General features: G+C 61.8%; 15 protein-coding genes. 5 read left to right on the top strand and 10 right to left on the bottom strand.

All coding sequences use genetic code 11. The features are described 5' to 3' along the window. Window positions 1-89: 89 nt before the first annotated feature. Window positions 90-1,631 (bottom strand): trimethylamine methyltransferase family protein, encoded by a 1,542-nt coding sequence (locus M0H32_RS24680; RefSeq protein ID WP_248158726.1) that lies wholly within the window; start codon window positions 1,629-1,631, stop codon window positions 90-92. 418 nt (window positions 1,632-2,049) lie between these two features. Here M0H32_RS24680 and M0H32_RS24685 point away from each other — a divergent pair, with 418 nt between their 5' ends. The 4 genes from M0H32_RS24685 (at window position 2,050) to M0H32_RS24700 (ending at window position 7,527) form a co-directional block, all read left to right on the top strand. Beyond that, complete coding sequence (locus tag M0H32_RS24685) at window positions 2,050-3,660, top strand: ABC transporter substrate-binding protein (protein WP_248158727.1); 1,611 nt, start codon at window positions 2,050-2,052, stop codon at window positions 3,658-3,660. A 180-nt stretch (window positions 3,661-3,840) separates the two neighbouring features. Next, window positions 3,841-4,797 carry an ABC transporter permease gene (locus tag M0H32_RS24690; RefSeq protein WP_248158728.1) on the top strand — a complete coding sequence of 319 codons (957 nt, stop codon included), beginning with the start codon at window positions 3,841-3,843 and terminating at the stop codon, window positions 4,795-4,797. Window positions 4,798-4,807: 10 nt separating this feature from the next. After that, entirely contained in the window at window positions 4,808-5,872 is a 1,065-nt protein-coding gene (locus M0H32_RS24695; RefSeq protein ID WP_248158730.1) for an ABC transporter permease, read from the top strand. Between the two features lie 2 nt (window positions 5,873-5,874). Beyond that, window positions 5,875-7,527: an ABC transporter ATP-binding protein gene (locus M0H32_RS24700; RefSeq protein WP_248158731.1), complete on the top strand. Its 1,653-nt coding sequence runs from the start codon at window positions 5,875-5,877 to the stop codon at window positions 7,525-7,527. A 94-nt stretch (window positions 7,528-7,621) separates the two neighbouring features. On the opposite strand, the gene M0H32_RS29565 is transcribed toward M0H32_RS24700, so the two are convergent. From M0H32_RS29565 to M0H32_RS24740, 9 genes are all read right to left on the bottom strand, one after another. Further along, complete coding sequence (locus M0H32_RS29565; protein WP_282449530.1) at window positions 7,622-7,744, bottom strand: hypothetical protein; 123 nt, start codon at window positions 7,742-7,744, stop codon at window positions 7,622-7,624. A 225-nt stretch (window positions 7,745-7,969) separates the two neighbouring features. After that, window positions 7,970-8,749 (bottom strand): 4-hydroxy-2-oxoheptanedioate aldolase, encoded by a 780-nt coding sequence (gene hpaI, locus M0H32_RS24705; protein WP_282449531.1) that lies wholly within the window; start codon window positions 8,747-8,749, stop codon window positions 7,970-7,972. A gap of 10 nt (window positions 8,750-8,759) precedes the next feature. Further along, a complete protein-coding gene (hpaH, locus tag M0H32_RS24710; RefSeq protein ID WP_248158732.1) occupies window positions 8,760-9,566 on the bottom strand; it encodes a 2-oxo-hept-4-ene-1,7-dioate hydratase in 807 nt (268 codons plus the stop codon). After that, window positions 9,557-10,417, bottom strand: coding sequence for a fumarylacetoacetate hydrolase family protein (locus M0H32_RS24715; RefSeq protein WP_248158733.1), 861 nt, complete (start codon window positions 10,415-10,417; stop codon window positions 9,557-9,559). The genes hpaH and M0H32_RS24715 overlap by 10 nt, the downstream gene beginning before the upstream one ends. Then, window positions 10,414-11,832, bottom strand: coding sequence for a pyridoxal phosphate-dependent decarboxylase family protein (locus M0H32_RS24720; RefSeq protein WP_248158734.1), 1,419 nt, complete (start codon window positions 11,830-11,832; stop codon window positions 10,414-10,416). The genes M0H32_RS24715 and M0H32_RS24720 overlap by 4 nt, the downstream gene beginning before the upstream one ends. Window positions 11,833-11,854: 22 nt before the next feature. After that, window positions 11,855-12,835 (bottom strand): 3,4-dihydroxyphenylacetate 2,3-dioxygenase, encoded by a 981-nt coding sequence (hpaD, locus tag M0H32_RS24725; RefSeq protein ID WP_248158737.1) that lies wholly within the window; start codon window positions 12,833-12,835, stop codon window positions 11,855-11,857. Window positions 12,836-12,849: 14 nt separating this feature from the next. Beyond that, entirely contained in the window at window positions 12,850-13,704 is an 855-nt protein-coding gene (gene hpaD, locus M0H32_RS24730) for a 3,4-dihydroxyphenylacetate 2,3-dioxygenase (protein ID WP_248158745.1), read from the bottom strand. 24 nt (window positions 13,705-13,728) lie between these two features. Continuing rightward, window positions 13,729-15,243 (bottom strand): 5-carboxymethyl-2-hydroxymuconate semialdehyde dehydrogenase, encoded by a 1,515-nt coding sequence (gene hpaE / locus M0H32_RS24735; protein ID WP_248158747.1) that lies wholly within the window; start codon window positions 15,241-15,243, stop codon window positions 13,729-13,731. A gap of 3 nt (window positions 15,244-15,246) precedes the next feature. Continuing rightward, the gene (locus tag M0H32_RS24740) at window positions 15,247-15,633 is read right to left on the bottom strand and encodes a 5-carboxymethyl-2-hydroxymuconate Delta-isomerase (RefSeq protein WP_248158750.1); all 387 of its coding nucleotides are present in this window, start codon (window positions 15,631-15,633) and stop codon (window positions 15,247-15,249) included. Window positions 15,634-15,735: 102 nt separating this feature from the next. Between M0H32_RS24740 and hpaR the strand changes: the two genes are divergently transcribed. Then, the gene (gene hpaR / locus M0H32_RS24745) at window positions 15,736-16,185 is read left to right on the top strand and encodes a homoprotocatechuate degradation operon regulator HpaR (protein ID WP_248158753.1); all 450 of its coding nucleotides are present in this window, start codon (window positions 15,736-15,738) and stop codon (window positions 16,183-16,185) included. Window positions 16,186-16,599: the final 414 nt, after the last annotated feature.

Below are 16,599 nucleotides of genomic sequence, written 5' to 3' on the forward strand. Positions count from 1 at the left end.
GCTCCCCGATCCCGGGTCTTCGCTGCGCTCCGCCCGGGATGACGAACTCCGGGGCGCGCAGGTATAGATGCAGTGCGCTTCATATCCGGTCAGTGGTCCTGATTCAGGGCATCGGCGGCCGGGATCTCGCGTTCGCGGCGGGCGATGTAGTCGAGCAGGGCTTCGTTCTTCGCTTCGTCCAGCTTCGGCTCCTGGTACTCCGACAGGAGCTTGCGGGCCTGTTTCAGAGCGCGCTCGGTGATCTCCACCTCGCCTTCCGCCTTCCATTGCTCGATCGAGTTGTTGTCGAACATGTCCGGCATGAAGAAGGCGCGCTGGAAATTCTCCTGGGTGTGCGGATGGCCGAGGTAATGTCCACCCGGGCCGACATCGCGCACGGCGGCGAGTGCTTCGTCGAAATCGTCCCAGCGCGGCCCTTCGGCCATGCGGTAGGCCATGGCGCATTGCTCGGCATCGACGATGAACTTGGCGACCGAGCAATGCATGCCGGCCTCGTTCCAGCCGGCCGCGTGCCAGATGTAGTTGGCGCCGGCATGAATGACCGCGCTCAAGGTGGTAGCGCTTTCATAGCCGGCCTGGGCATCGAAGGTCTTGGCGCCGCCGAGCGAGCCGGAGGTGCGCCAGGGCACGTCATAGTAACGGGCCATCTGGCCGATCAGGAAGTTCATCAGGCTGATTTCCGGCGTGCCGGCCATGGGCGCGCCGGATTTCATCGACACGGTCGACAGGTAATGGCCGTAAACCGCCGGTGCGCCCTTGCGGATCACCTGGGTATAGGCGAGCGCGCTCAGGGCTTCGGCGTTGAGCTGGGCAACGGCCGGAACGACGGAGGCCGGTGTGTTGGCACCGCCCAGCACGAAGGGCGAGCACAGCACCGGCTGGTTGCGCTTCGAAAAGGCGCGCATGGCGCCGAGCATGGTCTCGTCCCAGACCAGCGGCGAGTTGCCGTTGCAGTTGCCGGTCGTGACCGGATGGTCTTCCAGATAGTCCTCTCCGAACAGGATGGCGCACATCTCCATGACGTCTTCGGCGTTCTTCGGGCTTGTGGTCATGCCCATGAAGGTCTTGTCGGAATGCTTCATCGACGAATAGGTGATGCGCAGGTGGCGGTGGCTGATGGGGTGGTCGTAGGGCTCGACGATGTGGTGGGCGCTGGAATGCATCGCCGGCAGCATGTGGCTGAGCTTGTGGAACATGGCGAGGTCGGCAAGGGTCGGATTGCGGCGCTCGTCATTGAGATCGCGGAGGAAGGGGGCGCCGGTCATCGGTACGAAGATCGACCGGTTGCCGCCGAGCGGCACGTTCTTGTCCGGATTGCGGGCATGATAGGTGAAGCTGGACGGGATGGTGCTGATCAGCTCGCGCACCAGGCCCCGGTCGAGATAGACCCGTTCGCCGTCGACCTTGGCGCCGGCCTGTTTCCAGTCGTCCAGGGCAACGGGATCGCGGAAGACGATGCCGACCTCCTCCAGGATCTTCATCGAGGCATCGTCGAGACGCTCGATCTGGTCCCGGTCGAGCGGTTCGCACAGCGGCAGATTGCGGGTCAGGCCCGGCAGCATGGCGTGATCGGGAGCAGTTCGGATGGCGCGGCGGCGGGCCCGGCCGCCGCTGCGTGTTGCGACATTCATGGGGTTCTCCGGAAGGTGGCTTCTTTGATCGAAGCATGCGCGTCTCCCGATAGAATCGGCTGCCAAAAACCGAACTGGCGCAGCATTTTCCGACATGCCCGGAGATTATTCGGTTTTCGCAATCAGTTCTGACGCAGAAAACCCGAAATAGACGAAAATATAGGCGTGCTGCATCCCTGGTAGACAGCGGAAAATCAAGGGTTGGGCAAAACAATGCTGCTTTGCACAATGAGTTGGCGGCGGACCAACATTAAAAATTTTAAATGATGAATTTCGCCGAAGGGGTGGCCGAAGCAGGGGAGTTCGTGTTTTGCTAGTTATATGTCGCAAATGAGCATAGCCGATACGAAAAAAGAACCGATGCTACGTTTGGGAATTTTACTGTCGACAACTTTTAATAATCCAGACGGGGAGACAGATGACAAAATCCGACGACAAAGACATGATCCATCGCCTTGAGCAGGCGGCTCGTACGGGTGGCATCACCAAACGTGACTTTATCCGCTACTCCATGGTGGCCGGTCTGACCGCGACCACGGCCACAGGCCTCTGGTCCACCAAGGCAAAAGCCCAGCCGAAATCCGGCGGGACGTTCCGCTGGGGCGTCCATGACGGCAATACCTCGGACAGCCACGATCCGGGCACTTACCTGACCCGCGTGATGATTTTCCTCGCGCACACCCACCGCTCTTACCTCACCATGATCATGGGCGACGGCTCGCTCGGTCCGGATCTTGCCGACAGCTGGGAAGCCAGCGCGGATGCGTCCGAATGGACCTTCAAGATCACCGAGAACGCCTCGTTCCACAGCGGCAAGAAGCTGACTGCGGACGATGTCATCGCCTCGCTGAACCATCACCGCGGCGACCAGACCACCTCGGCCGCCAAGGCGCTGCTGGCCGACGTGACCGACATCACCAAGGATGGCGATTACACCGTGGTCGTGAAGCTGTCCGGCGGCAATGCCGACTTCCCGTGGCTGATGACCGATTACCACCTGGCAATTTGCCCGGCCAAGGAAGACGGGTCGATCGATTGGGAATCCGGCGACGGCTCGGGTCCATACAAGATCGACAATGGCGATTTCGGCGTTCAGTTCAGCCTCAGCCGGCATGACGGCTGGCACCGCGAAGGCGCCTATTTCGACAAGGTCGAGATCATCACGCTGAACGATCCCAACGCCCGCCAGGCCGCGCTTGTCACCGGCGACGTCGATGCGGTCTCGCTGATCGAACTGAAGACGATGGCGCTGCTGCAGCGCAATCCGAACATCAAGATCCACAATATCCCGTCCGCGGGCGCCATCACGATGCCGATGCATTGCGACACGGCTCCGTTCGACAATCCGGATGTTCGCAACGCGCTGAAATATTCCATCGACCGGGACGAGGTCATTCTCAAGATTGCCTATGACGCGGCAACCAAGGGCAATGATTTCCACCATTCGCCGGCGCAGCCGTACTATCCGGAAGGTCTGGAGCAGAACAGCTACGATCCGGACAAGGCGAAGTCGCTGCTGAAGAAGGCCGGCGCCGAAGACCTGACCGTCAATCTCAGCGTGGCCGATTCGGTCTATGCCGGTGCGGTCGACATGGCGGTGCTCTATTCGCAGCAGGCCAAGGCGTCGGGCATCAACATCAACGTCGTACGTGAGCCGAATGACGGCTACTATTCGGACGTCTGGCTGAAGAAGCCGTTCTGCCTGGTGTCCTGGGGCGCACGTCCGACCCCGGATGTGATGTACACCCTGGCCTACAAGGACGATGCGGCCTGGAACGAGTCGCGTTGGAAGAACCCGCGCTTCAACGAGTTGCTGCTGCAGGCCAAGGCCGAGCTCAACGAGGACCTGCGCAAGGAAATGTACAAGGAAATGGCCGTTCTCGCGCGTGACGATGGCGGCACCATCATTCCGTTCTTCAACAATTTCGTCTACGCCAACAGCACGAAGGTGGGCACGCCGGAGCAACTGGCGGCCAGCTGGGAAAATGACGGCGCCCGCGCCGCAAGCCGCTGGTGGTTCGAGTCCTGATCCTGATTACCGGGGGTGGCGGGAAACCACCGCCCTCTTCTGGAATCGTCCCGGCCTCGGGGCGGTTCCGTTTTCACATCAGACGCCTGCCCAAGCACAGACACTCAAGCTTCTGAGGCGACGTCCGATCGATGTCCGGTCAATAAAAGGGGTGCCGGGCTTCTTATTCTGGAGGGACAAATGGGGGACATCCTACGGCTGGTCTTCAAGAGACTTGGCTTAGGTGTGATCACGCTTCTCGTGGTTTCAATCCTGATCTTTTTCGCGGTCGAGCTTTTGCCGGGCGACATCGCAGAGGCCGTTCTCGGCCAGGGGGCAACGCCAGAAACCGTTGCGGCGCTGCGCACGAAACTCGGCCTCGATCAACCGGCCATCTTTCGCTATGTCCAGTGGCTCGGCGGGGCCCTGACGGGTGACTTCGGCGTTTCTCTCGTATCCGGCGAACGCGTCAGCTCCGCCATCAGCGGCCGCTTCATCAACACGCTGTTCCTGGCGACCTACGCGGCGGTGATCGCCGTGCCGATCTCCATCATTCTCGGTGTGATCGTGGCGCTTCTGCGCAACACACTTTTCGACCGGGTCGCCAACGTCGTCACCCTTACCTCCATCTCCTCTCCGGAGTTCTTTCTCGGTTACATCCTGATCCTGTATCTCGCCGTGAAGACCAACTACTTCCCGGCGATTGCGAGTCTCAGCGCGGACATGACCTTCGGCGAACTGCTTCACCGAACGTTCCTGCCGGCGCTGACGCTGGTTCTGGTCGTGACCGCGCATATGATGCGCATGACCCGCGCGGCGATCATCAACCTTCTGGCCTCGCCCTATATCGAGATGGCGCGGCTGAAGGGCGTGCCGCCCTGGAAGGTGATCGTCAAACACGCACTGCCCAACGCCTGGGCGCCGATCATCAACGTGGTGGCGCTCAATCTCGCTTATCTCATCACCGGTGTGGTCCTGGTGGAAGTGGTCTTTGTCTATCCCGGCATCGGCCAGCTTCTGGTGGACGCGGTCGCCAAACGCGATTTCCCGATCGTGCAGGCCTGCTGTCTCATCTTCGCCGCAACCTTCATCCTGCTGAATCTGGCAGCCGATGTCGGGGCGATCCTGACCAATCCGCGCTTGCGGCACCCGAAGTGAGGACAGCGACATGAGCACATTCGTTATCGGATATTATGCGCTGCTGATCGGAGCGTCCTGTCTCGCAGCCTATTTCAAACGGCGGGAAATGTTCCTGCTGATCTTCTCCCTGACCCTCGTTTCGTTTGTCACGGGGATCGTCGGTGGCGCTCCGGCGCTTCGGCTCATTACCACATGCGCCGGTCTTCTGGCGCTCGCCGCCGGAACGTCCTATGCGTTCCGCGAATTTCTGATCCTGATCACGCCGGAAGGGGTGGCCAAGGAACTCAGAACGGCACCGTTGACGGCGGCCTTCGGCATGTTCGTGATCTTCACCTACGCCATTGCCGGTATCTTCGCCCCGATCATCGCTCCGTTCGGCGAAGCCCAGGTGATCTCCTCGGCCTTCGCGCCGCCGGATGAAACCATGCTGCTCGGCGCCGACCAGCTCGGCCGCGACATGTTCAGCCGCATCATCTTCGGGGCGCGCAACTCGGTCGGGCTTGCGCTGCTGGCTACCGGCCTGGCCTTTTTCATGGGCGCCTTGGCAGGGCTGCTCGCCGCTACCAAGGGCGGCTGGTTCGACCAGTTCATGGGCCGCTTCGCGGACGTGATCATGTCCGTTCCCTCGCTGGTCTTCGCGCTGTTAATGTTGAGTATCTTCGGCACCAACCTCACCGTGATCGTGATCGTCGTCGCGGTGATCTATTCGCCGCGCGTCTTCCGTCTGACCCGCGCGGTCGCCGGCAATGTCGTGGTGATGGACTTTATCGAGGCGGCGAAGCTGCGCGGGGAGGGCACCTGGTACCTGATCCGCCGCGAAATCCTGCCGAATTCGACCGCGCCCCTGATCGCCGAATTCGGCCTTGAGTTCTGCTTCGTGTTCCTGCTGATCGCCGGTCTGTCCTTCCTGGGTCTCGGCATTCAGCCGCCGACCGCGGACTGGGGGTCGATGGTGCGCGAGAACGCGACACTGATTTCGTTCGGTGAACTGACGCCGCTGATCCCTGCAGCCGCCATCGCGCTGCTGACGGTTGCGGTCAATTTTGTCGTCGACTGGATGCTGTTCCGGTCCTCCGGCCTGAAGGAGGTTTGAGCATGGTTCCAAAGAAAGACGTCCTGCTTCAGATCAAGGATCTGCGCATCGAGGGCTATTCCGAGGAAAAATGGGTCGAAATCGTCCATGGAGTCGATCTCACCCTGCACAAGGGGGAGGTGCTCGGCCTGATCGGGGAATCCGGGGCCGGCAAGTCGACCATCGGGCTTGCCTCGATGGGCTTTGCCCGCGATGGCTGCCGGATTTCCGGCGGTTCCATCGAGTTCGACGGCATGGAACTGACGACGACGCCTGAAAGCGACCTTCGAGCCTTGCGCGGGTCGCGCATTGCCTATGTCGCCCAGTCGGCGGCGGCCTCGTTCAATCCGGCGCACAAGATCATCGACCAGCACACGGAAGCGCCGATCCAGTACCGCATCTCAAAGCGTGTGGAAGCGCAGGAAGACGCGATGCAGCTCTATGAGCGGCTCAGGCTTCCCAATCCGAGCGAGATCGGGTTCCGCTATCCGCACCAGGTCTCCGGCGGCCAGCTGCAGCGTGCCATGACCGCCATGGCCATGGCTTGCCGGCCGGACCTGATCATCTTCGACGAGCCGACTACGGCGCTCGACGTGACCACGCAGATCGAGGTCCTGGCCGCGATCCGTGACATTGTCGACCAGTTCAACACGGCGGCGATCTACATCACCCACGATCTGGCTGTGGTCGCGCAGATGGCGGACACGATCAAGGTGCTGCTGAAGGGCGAAGAGGTCGAGGAAGCGCCGACGGCTCAGATGCTCGGCTCTCCGAAGGAAGACTATACCAAGAGCCTGTGGGCGGTGCGCAGCTTCAAGCGTCCGCAGAAAAACCGGCCGACGGGAGCTGACGCCGTGCCGATCGTCTCGGTGCAGGGCATCGACGCGGCCTATGGCAAGACCAAGGTGCTGGATGACGTTTCCTTCGATATCTATCCGGGCATGACGGTTGCCGTGGTCGGGGAATCCGGCTCCGGCAAATCGACCACCGCGCGCTGCATCACCGGCCTGTTGCCGCCGACCAAGGGCAAGATCCTGTTCAACGGTCAGGAGCTGCCGGCCAAATACACCGACCGCACCAAGGACCAGCTGCGCCAAGCGCAGATGATTTACCAGATGGCGGATACGGCGCTCAATCCGAAGATCAGGATCAGCGAGATCATCGGCCGGCCGGCGCAGTTCTACAGCGGCCTGCACGGGGCGGCGCTGAAGAACCGGGTCGACGAACTGCTCGACCTGATCGAGCTCGATCCGGCGAAGTTCTACAACCGCTATCCGCCGGAGCTTTCCGGCGGCCAGAAACAGCGCGTGGGCATCGCCCGGGCACTGGCGGCGGATCCCGCCTTCATCATCTGCGACGAGGTGACCAGCGCGCTCGACCAGCTGGTGGCGGAAGGCATCCTGAAGCTGCTCGACCGGCTGCAGCAGGAATTCAACCTGGCCTATATGTTCATCACCCACGACCTGGCGACGGTGCGTTCGATCGCCGACGAAGTTGTGGTGATGCAACGGGGCAAGGTGGTGGAACAGGGGCCGAAGGACGAAATGTTCACGCCGCCGCACCACCCCTATACCGACCTGCTTCTGTCCTCGGTACCGGAGATGGATCCGAACTGGCTGTCAACATTGCTAGAAGAACGCGGCACGGACGCCATCGGCGAAGCCGCCGACGTCTGAATTGGCGTTGTCTTGACGTCAGGCAAAAGCAAACACCCCCGGATCGACGATCCGGGGGTGTTGAAACTTTCCGCGGCGTGGCGGCGACCTGTTGTCAGCCGACCATCATATAGCCGGACAGAACCATCGCGCCGACAAGAACCGCGTAGATGCCGACCAGGGCCGGCCACGTTCCGCTGTGTTCTTTGTACTCACGAATGAGATCATCACGGGTCATGCCGACCTCCTGGAGTGCCTGCCAATTGGGCAGGGTGATGGTTGTTTGATCTTTCGCGACACTTAAGCGAGAGAAGTTAAGAATTCAATGAGTGATTTTAAGAATCTCACCTCTATTTTTGCATAGCTGACCTGCAAAAGAGGCCGACGTTTCATAGCTTAAGCAAAGTCCCCTAGGTTTCAGATATTCCCTCGCGGAACATCATTGCCGGACTATTCGGTTCGCTCAGCTTTCGCGCAGCTGCAGCGCGTGCCTGGCCGCCTCGCGGATTGCGGCCGCGTAAAGCGTGACGTCGATTGCGGTTGCGACGAACAGCGCCCCCAGTTCAAGACAGGTGCGGGCAAAATCCTGGTTGGTGGTCAGGATGCCGGGGGCCTTGCCCGCAGCCTTGATGCGCGCCAGCGCGTCCATGACGGCCGCGACCACATCCGGATGCATCGGATCGCCGATATGGCCCATGTCGGCGGCAAGATCCGACGGGCCGATGAAGACGCCGTCGATGCCGTCGACTGTCAGGATGCCGTCAAGCGCGGCGAGACCTGCGCGGTTTTCTACCTGGACCAGAAGGCAGATCTCCCGGTCGGCGGTTTGCAGGTAATCGGGTATGGCCGAAAAGCGCGAGGCCCTGGCGAGCCCCGCGCCGACACCGCGCACGCCGACAGGCGGATAGCGCACGGCCCGAACCAGCTCTTCCGCCTTCTGTTTGCTTTCCACCATCGGGATCAAAAGCGTTTGTGCTCCGGCATCCAGGAACTGCTTGATCAGCACGGTGTCGCCGATGGGAAGCCGGACGACCGGCTTGCTGTCCGAGGCCTCGACGACCCGGAGCTGATCCATCATGGAGCGCAGGTCGTTGGGGGCATGCTCGCAGTCGATCAGCAGCCAGTCGAACCCGGCGGTGGCGGTGATCTCGGCGGCATAGGTCTCGGCGAGACCGACCCAGCAGCCCATCTGGGCCTGGCCGGACTTGAGGGCGGCTTTGAACAGGTTCGAAGGGACAGGCATCAAACTTCCTTCAGGCAAAAGAGCAGGAGACGGATCCGAACGGACCGAAATCGGCGTGAAACTCTGAGCCGGACGGGCATTCGACCGGCCGGATGAAAGATCCGGAGAGAATAACCTGACCGGCCTCGATTGTCTGGCCATAACCGGCCATGCGCCGCGCCAACCAGACAACGCTTTCCACCGGATCGTTGAGGACCCCGGCGCCGAGACCGGTTTCCTCGACCGAGCCATTGCGCATGACGATGGCCCCGGTCCAGCGGAGATCCGTGGACCCCGGATCGTGTTTCTCGGCGCCAAGCACGAGGCCGGCATTTGCGGCGTTGTCGGCAATCGTGTCGAAGACCTTGCGGCTCTGGCCGGTCTCCGGATCGGCGCGCTGGATACGGGTGTCGAGGATCTCCAGGCTGGGGCAGACATAATCGGTCGCCGCCAGGACCTGGTCCCGTGTCACGTCGTCACCCGCCAAAGGCGCTTTCATCACAAAGGCAATCTCGGCTTCGATGCGCGGCTGGATGAACCGGCCGGCCGGAACGGTGGCGCCGTTCTGAAACAGCATGTCGTCGAAGAGAACGCCGCTGTCGGGAATGTCGATCTTGAGCGCGTCCTGCATCGCCTTGGAGGTCAGGCCGATCTTCCAGCCGATCACCTTGCGCCCCTCGGCCAGTTTGGCCTTCGCAAAGGCCTTCTGGATGGCATAGGCACCGTCCATGTCGAGAGCCGGATGGCGCCTGGTGAGCAGGCCGATCTGTTTGCGCGACTGTTCGGCGGCAACAAGATCCGCCGCGGCCCGCTCAACATCGGCTTCGGTCAGGCCCATTGTTCGTCCTCCACGCCGTTTCGCAAAAGACCAATGCCGTCGACCTCGATCTCGACCACGTCGCCGGGTTTCAGATACCGGGGCGGGTCGAAACGGGCGCCTGCGCCGGTCGGCGTGCCGGTGACAATGACGTCACCGGGCTGAAGGGTCATGAAGGTCGAGATATAGGCGATCTCTTCGCGGATCGGGAAGGTCATGCGCTTCAGAGTGTCATCCTGGCGGACCTCGCCGTTGACGCGGGTGACAATGCGCGCTTCGTCGAGCTGGGCGGCCTTTTCGAATGGCACAAGCCAGGGGCCCAGGGCGCCGGAACGGTCCCAGTTCTTGCCCTGGGTGACGTTGAACTTGGCGTGGCGAACCCAGTCGCGGATGGTGCCTTCGTTGCACAGCGTCAGCGCGCAGATGTGGTCATAGGCGTCTTCTGTCTTGATGCGCCGGCCGGCCTTGCCGATCACGATGGCGACTTCGCCCTCATAGTCGAGCGTGTGGTTCTCCGGCGGGCGGATCAGCGGCCGGTCATGGCCGGTAAAGCCGCTGGCGAACCGCGGGAACAGGGACATGTATTTCGGCTGGCTGCTGCCGTCCTTGTATTCCGCGTTGCGGTCGGGGAAGTTCACGCCGACACACAAGATGCGCGGTGCATCGGGCAGCACCATTTCATAGGAAAAGTCGGTGTGGGTGACCGGCTTGCCGTTGGCCGCGGCGACGAGCTCCTTCATGCCTCCCGCACGGATGGCGTCATAAAGGGTCGGCCATTGCGGAAAGAGCGGGGAAAGGGCGATCATGCCCTCGTCTGTCACCGCGCCGAAAAAGGTCTTGTCCTTGACGCTGTAGGTCGCAAGGCGTGTCATTGGGGCTCCATGTTTCGGGCAATTTCGGTGATGACGTCGAAGGCGTAGGCGACGTCGTCTTCCGTGCAATCGAACTGGCCGACCTGGAAGCGGATCACCTTGGCGCCGTCGAGCAGGGTCTGGGTCAGATAGATGCGGCCATCGTCGTTGATGGCGTCGACAAGCCGCTGGTTGAGCGTGTCGAGATCCGCTGCGCCCGCCGGCGCATAGCGGAAGCTGAACAGCGACAGCACGGGCTCGGAGGTGATTTCGAAATCCGGTTCGCCTCGTAGGCGCTCCGCCAGCTTGGCAGACCAGGCGACATGGTTGCGGATGCGCTGGCGCAGGTTTTCCAGGCCGTAGGAGCGGATCAGGAACCAGAGTTTCAGCGCACGGAAACGCCGGCCGAGCGGGATCGACCATTCGGAATAGTTGATGACCCCGTCATGACCGTGGGTCTTCAGATATTCCGGCCGGATTGCGAGCGTGCGCACGAGGTCTTCCGGATCGCGAACAAAATGGGCCGAACAGTCGAACTGGGCGCCCATCCACTTGTGCGGGTTGAAGACCATGGAATCGACGCCGTCGACGCCGGTCCAGAGCGCCCGGTATTCCGGCACGATCATCGCGGCGCCCGCCCAGGCGGCGTCGAGATGCACATAAAGGCCGTGGTCTTTGGCAACGGCGACAACGGAGGCCACATCGTCGGAAGCACCGACGCCGGTGCCGCCGGTGCAGGCGATGATGCCGGCAGGCAGATGACCGGCCGCGATATCGGCCTGAATGGCGGCGCGAAGCGCCTCGGGGTTCATGGCGCGATTTGGACCCTGAACCGGAATGCGCACCAGATTGTCCGCCCCGATCCCGGAGATCCAGATGGCCCGGTCGATGGAGGTGTGCACTTCGTTGGAGGCATAGACGCGGAGTTTTTTCTGGCCCGTCAAACCGGCCTTGTTGCCTTCCCAGTTGAGCGCGCGCTCACGCATGGTCAGGACGGCGGCGAGCGTCGCCGTCGAGGCGCTGTCCTGGATGACGCCGGTGAAGGTGTCGGGAAGACCGACGGCTTGGCGCAGCCAGTCCATCATCTTCGTTTCCATCTCGGTCGCCGCCGGCGAGGTCTGCCAGAGCATGCATTGAGCTGCCATGGCTGTGACCAGCTGTTCGGCCAGCATCGACGGCGGGGAGGCGTTGGCCGGAAAATAAGCGAAGAAACGCGGGTGCTGCCAATGGGTCATACCCGGCAACACGATCTTTTCGAAATCGGCGAAGATCTGTTCCATTTCCTCGGCGATTTCGGGCGGCGCGTCCGGAAGCGCATTCAGGATCCGGCCCGGCGCGACCTGAGCGCGGACAGGGCGGGTGCGGAGCGAGCGGTGATAGTCCGCCGTCCAGTCGGCAAAGCGCCGGCTCCAGCCGGCAAAGTCGGTCCAATTCATGATCAGCGCTCCTTGGTATTACCTATGGCGCAACAATCGGCTGGGCCGCAAGGCTTGGCGGGCTAACTTCGGTTCCCTCAAAAACGGACCCTTCCTCGAACCAGCTCTTCGGTGCCGGCGCGCCCCACAAGGTCTGGCGCTGCGGGTCCTTCAGGTCCCACTTGATCGGCTCCAGATCCGGGTCGACGGTCTGGTAGTCGGAGCAGTAGATCTCGATCCGGTGGCCGTCCGGGTCGCGGATATAGAGGAAGAATGCGTTGGAGATGCCATGGCGGCCCGGGCCACGCTCGATGTTGGAGACCCAGCCGGTGGTCGCCATCAGGTCGAGCAGGTCGATAATGTTGAGCGGGGTCGGGACCCAGAAGGCGGTGTGGTGCAGGCGCGGGCCCTTGCCGTTGGTGAAGGCCATGTCGTGGACGCCGCCCTTGCGATGGGTCCAGGCGGCCCAGAGCCGGCCGGTTTCCTCGTCTTCGGTATATTCGGTCACCCGGAAGCCGAGTTCGTTGTAGAAGGCAACCGAGGCATCGACGTCGGGCGAGAAGCAGTTGAAGTGATCGATCCGGAGCGGCTTGACGCCCTTGTAGAGCGCATATTGCTGATGGATCGGCGGCAGGCGGTCCATCTTCGAATAGAATTCCAGCGGGATGCCGTGCGGGTCGCGGGTGCGGAAGGTGCGCGACTGATAGGGCCGCTCGACCCAGTCGACCGGCAGGCCCTTTGCCTTGAAGAAATGTTCCGCCTTGTCGAGATCCTCCTCGCTGAAGACCTTGAAACCGAGATCCCTGGCGCAGGGCTCCAACGCCTTGCGCAGCACCAGGCAATGGTGGCCGCGTTCTTCCATGGCCCGCAGGTAAATCACATCACTGCTCTCGTCGGTCACCTGCAGGCCGAGCGTGTCGACATAGAAGGCCCGGCTTTTGGCAAGGTCCGTGACGGCGAGCTCGACATGGCTCAGGCGGACGATGTTGAAGGGCGGGTAGAGATTGGGAGCGGGAATGGGCATGGCGTTTTCTTTGTCTACTGGACCGGGAAGATGACGTTGGTCTGGCCGGTGCCGGAACTCGGGAAATACTCGGTGACGACCTCGCACTCGGCCGTATAGCCGTCCCAGCCGAGCGCGCCGTAGAGCATCGCCGTATCGTGCATGGAACCTTCGCCGCAGCAATGCTCGGCATATTCGGTAAGCATCTTCAGGAAGGTGGCGTGGTCGCCGCGCCGCCACATGTCGAGAACATGCAGGTCGACCTGACGGTTAAACTCGGAGGAAATCGTGAAGGTGCCGTTGTTGGCGGCATAATCCTTGTTCGCCCAGATCTTGTGGGAGAGCGACCCGGAGGCGATCAGCAGCACTTTCTCGTCGCTCGCCTCGACAGCGGCGCGGATGGCTTGGCCGACGATCCGGCTTTCGTCATGGCCGTGGACCGTGCACCAGGCCGCCACAGAGACCACCTTCATCTCGTGTTCCCGGCTCATGAAACGCATCGGCACCAGGGTGCCGTATTCCAGTTCCAGGCTGTCCAGGTGATGGGCCAGCGTATAGGTGCCGCGATCGGTTGCTTCTTTTGCAATGGCATCGCCCAGCTCCGGATTGCCTTCGTATGCGTAGGGCAGGTTCTGGATGAAATGCGGGAACTCGTTCGAGGTGAACAGGCCCTCAAACCGGCTGTTGGCATTGATGTGGAAGCCCGCGTTGATCACCCAGTGGGTGTCGCAGACAACGGCGGTCGTGGCGCCAAGCGCCTTGGCGCGGCGGGCGATCTCACAATGGCCGTCAATGGCCGGCTGGCGTTTGCCTTCGACCGGACCGGGCTGTTCCGACATCAGCATGGTCGGGACATGTGTGACCTTGGCGGCGAGAACAATTTCTCCCATGTGATCCTCCCAGATCGCTGTTCTTCAGTTTGCACCAAGACGCGGGATCGCGTGTTGACCGGTCGCAAGGCCGATGTGTTTCTGTTCCATGTAGAAGTCGAAGGACCAGTCGCCGCCGTCGCGGCCGATACCGCTGGCCTTGACGCCGCCAAAAGGCGTCGGCAGGTGGCGGACATTTTCCGAGTTCACCCAGATCATGCCGGCTTCCAGCTGGTGGGTGAAACGCAGCGCCCTTGTCAGGTCGTTGGTCCAGACATAGCCGGTGAGGCCGTAGGGGATGTCGTTGGCGATCTGCAGGGCTTCTTCCTCGGAGGAAAACCGGATCGACGTCAGTACCGGGCCGAAGATCTCCTCCTGGGCGATCCGCATGGCATTGTCGGCGCCGGTGAACAGGGTCGGGCGCACGAACCAGCCTGCGTCGCCGACCCGTGTGCCGCCAGCGACAACCTTCGCGCCGTTTTGTCGGGCGATGTCGAAATAGCTCGTCACCTTGTCGAAATGGGTCTTGTGGATCAGCGGGCCGATTTCGGTTTTCGGATCGAGCGGATGGCCGACCCGGATGTTGTTGACCCGTTCGATGAGCTTTGCTTCGAAATCGTCGGCGACGGTGTCCTGCACCAAGAGGCGCGAGGACGAGGTGCAGCGCTCGCCGTTGAGCGAATAGATCATGAAGATCGCGGCATCGAGCGCGCGGTCGAGATCGGCATCGTCGAAGACGATCACCGGGTTCTTGCCGCCAAGTTCGAAATGGACACGTTTCAGCGTGTCGGCTCCCTGTTTCATGATCATCGAGCCGGTGCGGCTCTCGCCGACAAAGGCAATCGCCTTGATGTCGGGATGTTCGGTGAGCGCCTTGCCGGCGTCCTCGCCAAAGCCGTTGACGAGGTTCCAGACGCCTTTCGGCAGACCGGCCTCTTCGGCGATCTCCATCAGGATGCGCGCGGTCAGTGGCGAAAATTCCGCCGGCTTGTGAACCACCGTGCAGCCGGCTGCGAGCGCAGGGGCGATCTTCCAGGTGGACAGCATGAAGGGCGTGTTCCAGGGCGTGATCACGCCGACCGGGCCAATGGGGACACGGGTGGTGATGTTCATGAGGGTCGGCGAAGGCAGGGCCTGGCCGTCGCGGGCACCCGGAGCCTTGTCGGCGAAGAACCGGAAATTCTCGGCGCCGCGCAAGGCGGCCTTCGACATGAAGCGCAGGGCCTGGCCGGTGTCCCAGCATTCGCAGAGCGCGATTTCCTCGGCCCGCGCGACAATGCCATCGGCGATCTTGTGCAGGATCTTCTTGCGTTCGGTCGCGGCCATGTCGCGCCAGGCGGGGAATGCCGCTTTCGCTGCTTTTGCGGCGGCGTCAATGTCTACGGCGTTCCCCTTTGCGACCTGGCAGATCAGGCTTTCATCCACCGGAGAGCGGGTCTCGAAGGTGGCGCCGGAGGCCGCGGGTTGGGCTTCGCCGCCGATCTGGTTGAGGATGCCGCTTTCCTTGAAACGGGCAAGGTAGCCGGCCAGTTTGCCGATGTTGGTCTCAAGGTCGGACATGGTTCAAGCTTTTCCCAAGTGGTCCCGGATTGTGCCCGTTTTGGGCGAAAGTTCCGGATCGATGTCGCGCATCTCCAGGGAGAAGGCGAGCGAGCTGGTGGTCAGAACCGGTTCCAGAAAGGCCTTTGCGGCCTGAAACAGGCGCTCGGTGGCGTCTTGTTTGACGGCGTCGGATCGGCCGGCACGCAGGCGCACGGAGATGTCGATGAAAGCGTGTTTCGGATCGCCGTCGGCGATGGAATAGTGATCGCACCGGATGGCCCGAACGCGCAGGCCGGGCATCGGCAAGGCATCGATGGTCGCCGCCTCGGCCCGCAGGTGGTCGCACAGGGCCTGAAGATCGACCTTCTCCTCCAGATTGGCGGAATATTCGAGCGTGATATGCGGCATCGGCTTTCCTTAACAGCGCAATATTTGCTATGTTAAATATATTCTGACAATACTGTCAAACTTATTATGTTAAATATCCGGGCGACCAGCTATGGACCTTGCATGACTGAAACGAATGACTCCGCGGGCCGGGCGCTGCCCTCTACCAGACGCTCCATCCCGATTGCGCTGATCCGCGCCCGTGAAAAGGTGATGACGCCGATCCGCGAAATGCTGGCCGACAGCGGCATCACCGAGCAGCAATGGCGTATCCTGAGGGTACTGGAGGAATACGGGGCGCAGGACGCCTCAACGCTGGCGGACCGGGCGTGTCTGCTATTGCCCAGCCAGACCCGGATCGTGCAGACGCTGCTGGAAAAGGGGCTGGTGACCCGGCAGGCGGATGAAAAGGACCGGCGCAAGCAGACGGTGGCGATCACTGACGCCGGCCGGGCGATCATCGAGGACAAGCTCGACGACGCCAAGGCCATCGCCGCGCGGATTGAGGCCGTGATCGGCAGGGAGAAGTTGACCCAGCTTCTGGATATCCTTGAGGACTTTCAGAAGCTTTGACCTGCGCCTTTCTTTTGCGCCTGCTTCAAGTTCAGCGTCATCCTGAGGAGCGCGCCTGCGCGCGTCTCGAAGGACCGGGCGGCACACTCCTGAACAAGCAGCCGATCCTTCGAGACGGACCTGCCGGTCCTCCTCAGGATGACGATGGTGTATGTTGAGACGTCGCTATTTCAGCACTGGCATTCGCGACGGTCTGGTTGCATCCCATGCGTAGGGCGGGCAAAACACATTCATACTGCTCTCTTTTTAGACGGCTGCCTCCACCCGCAGCGTCATCCTGAGGAGCGCGCTTGCGCGCGTCTCGAAGCAACCGTGTTTGTTATTTGATCATAGGCTGCCATTCCTTGTCGTCTCTGACCATGGCGTTGAGAATGGTCAGGAGCTTCCTGGTGCAGGCGATGATCGCCTGTTTCT

This window comes from Roseibium sediminicola (assembly GCF_023156505.1).
GTDB lineage: Bacteria > Pseudomonadota > Alphaproteobacteria > Rhizobiales > Stappiaceae > Roseibium > Roseibium sediminicola.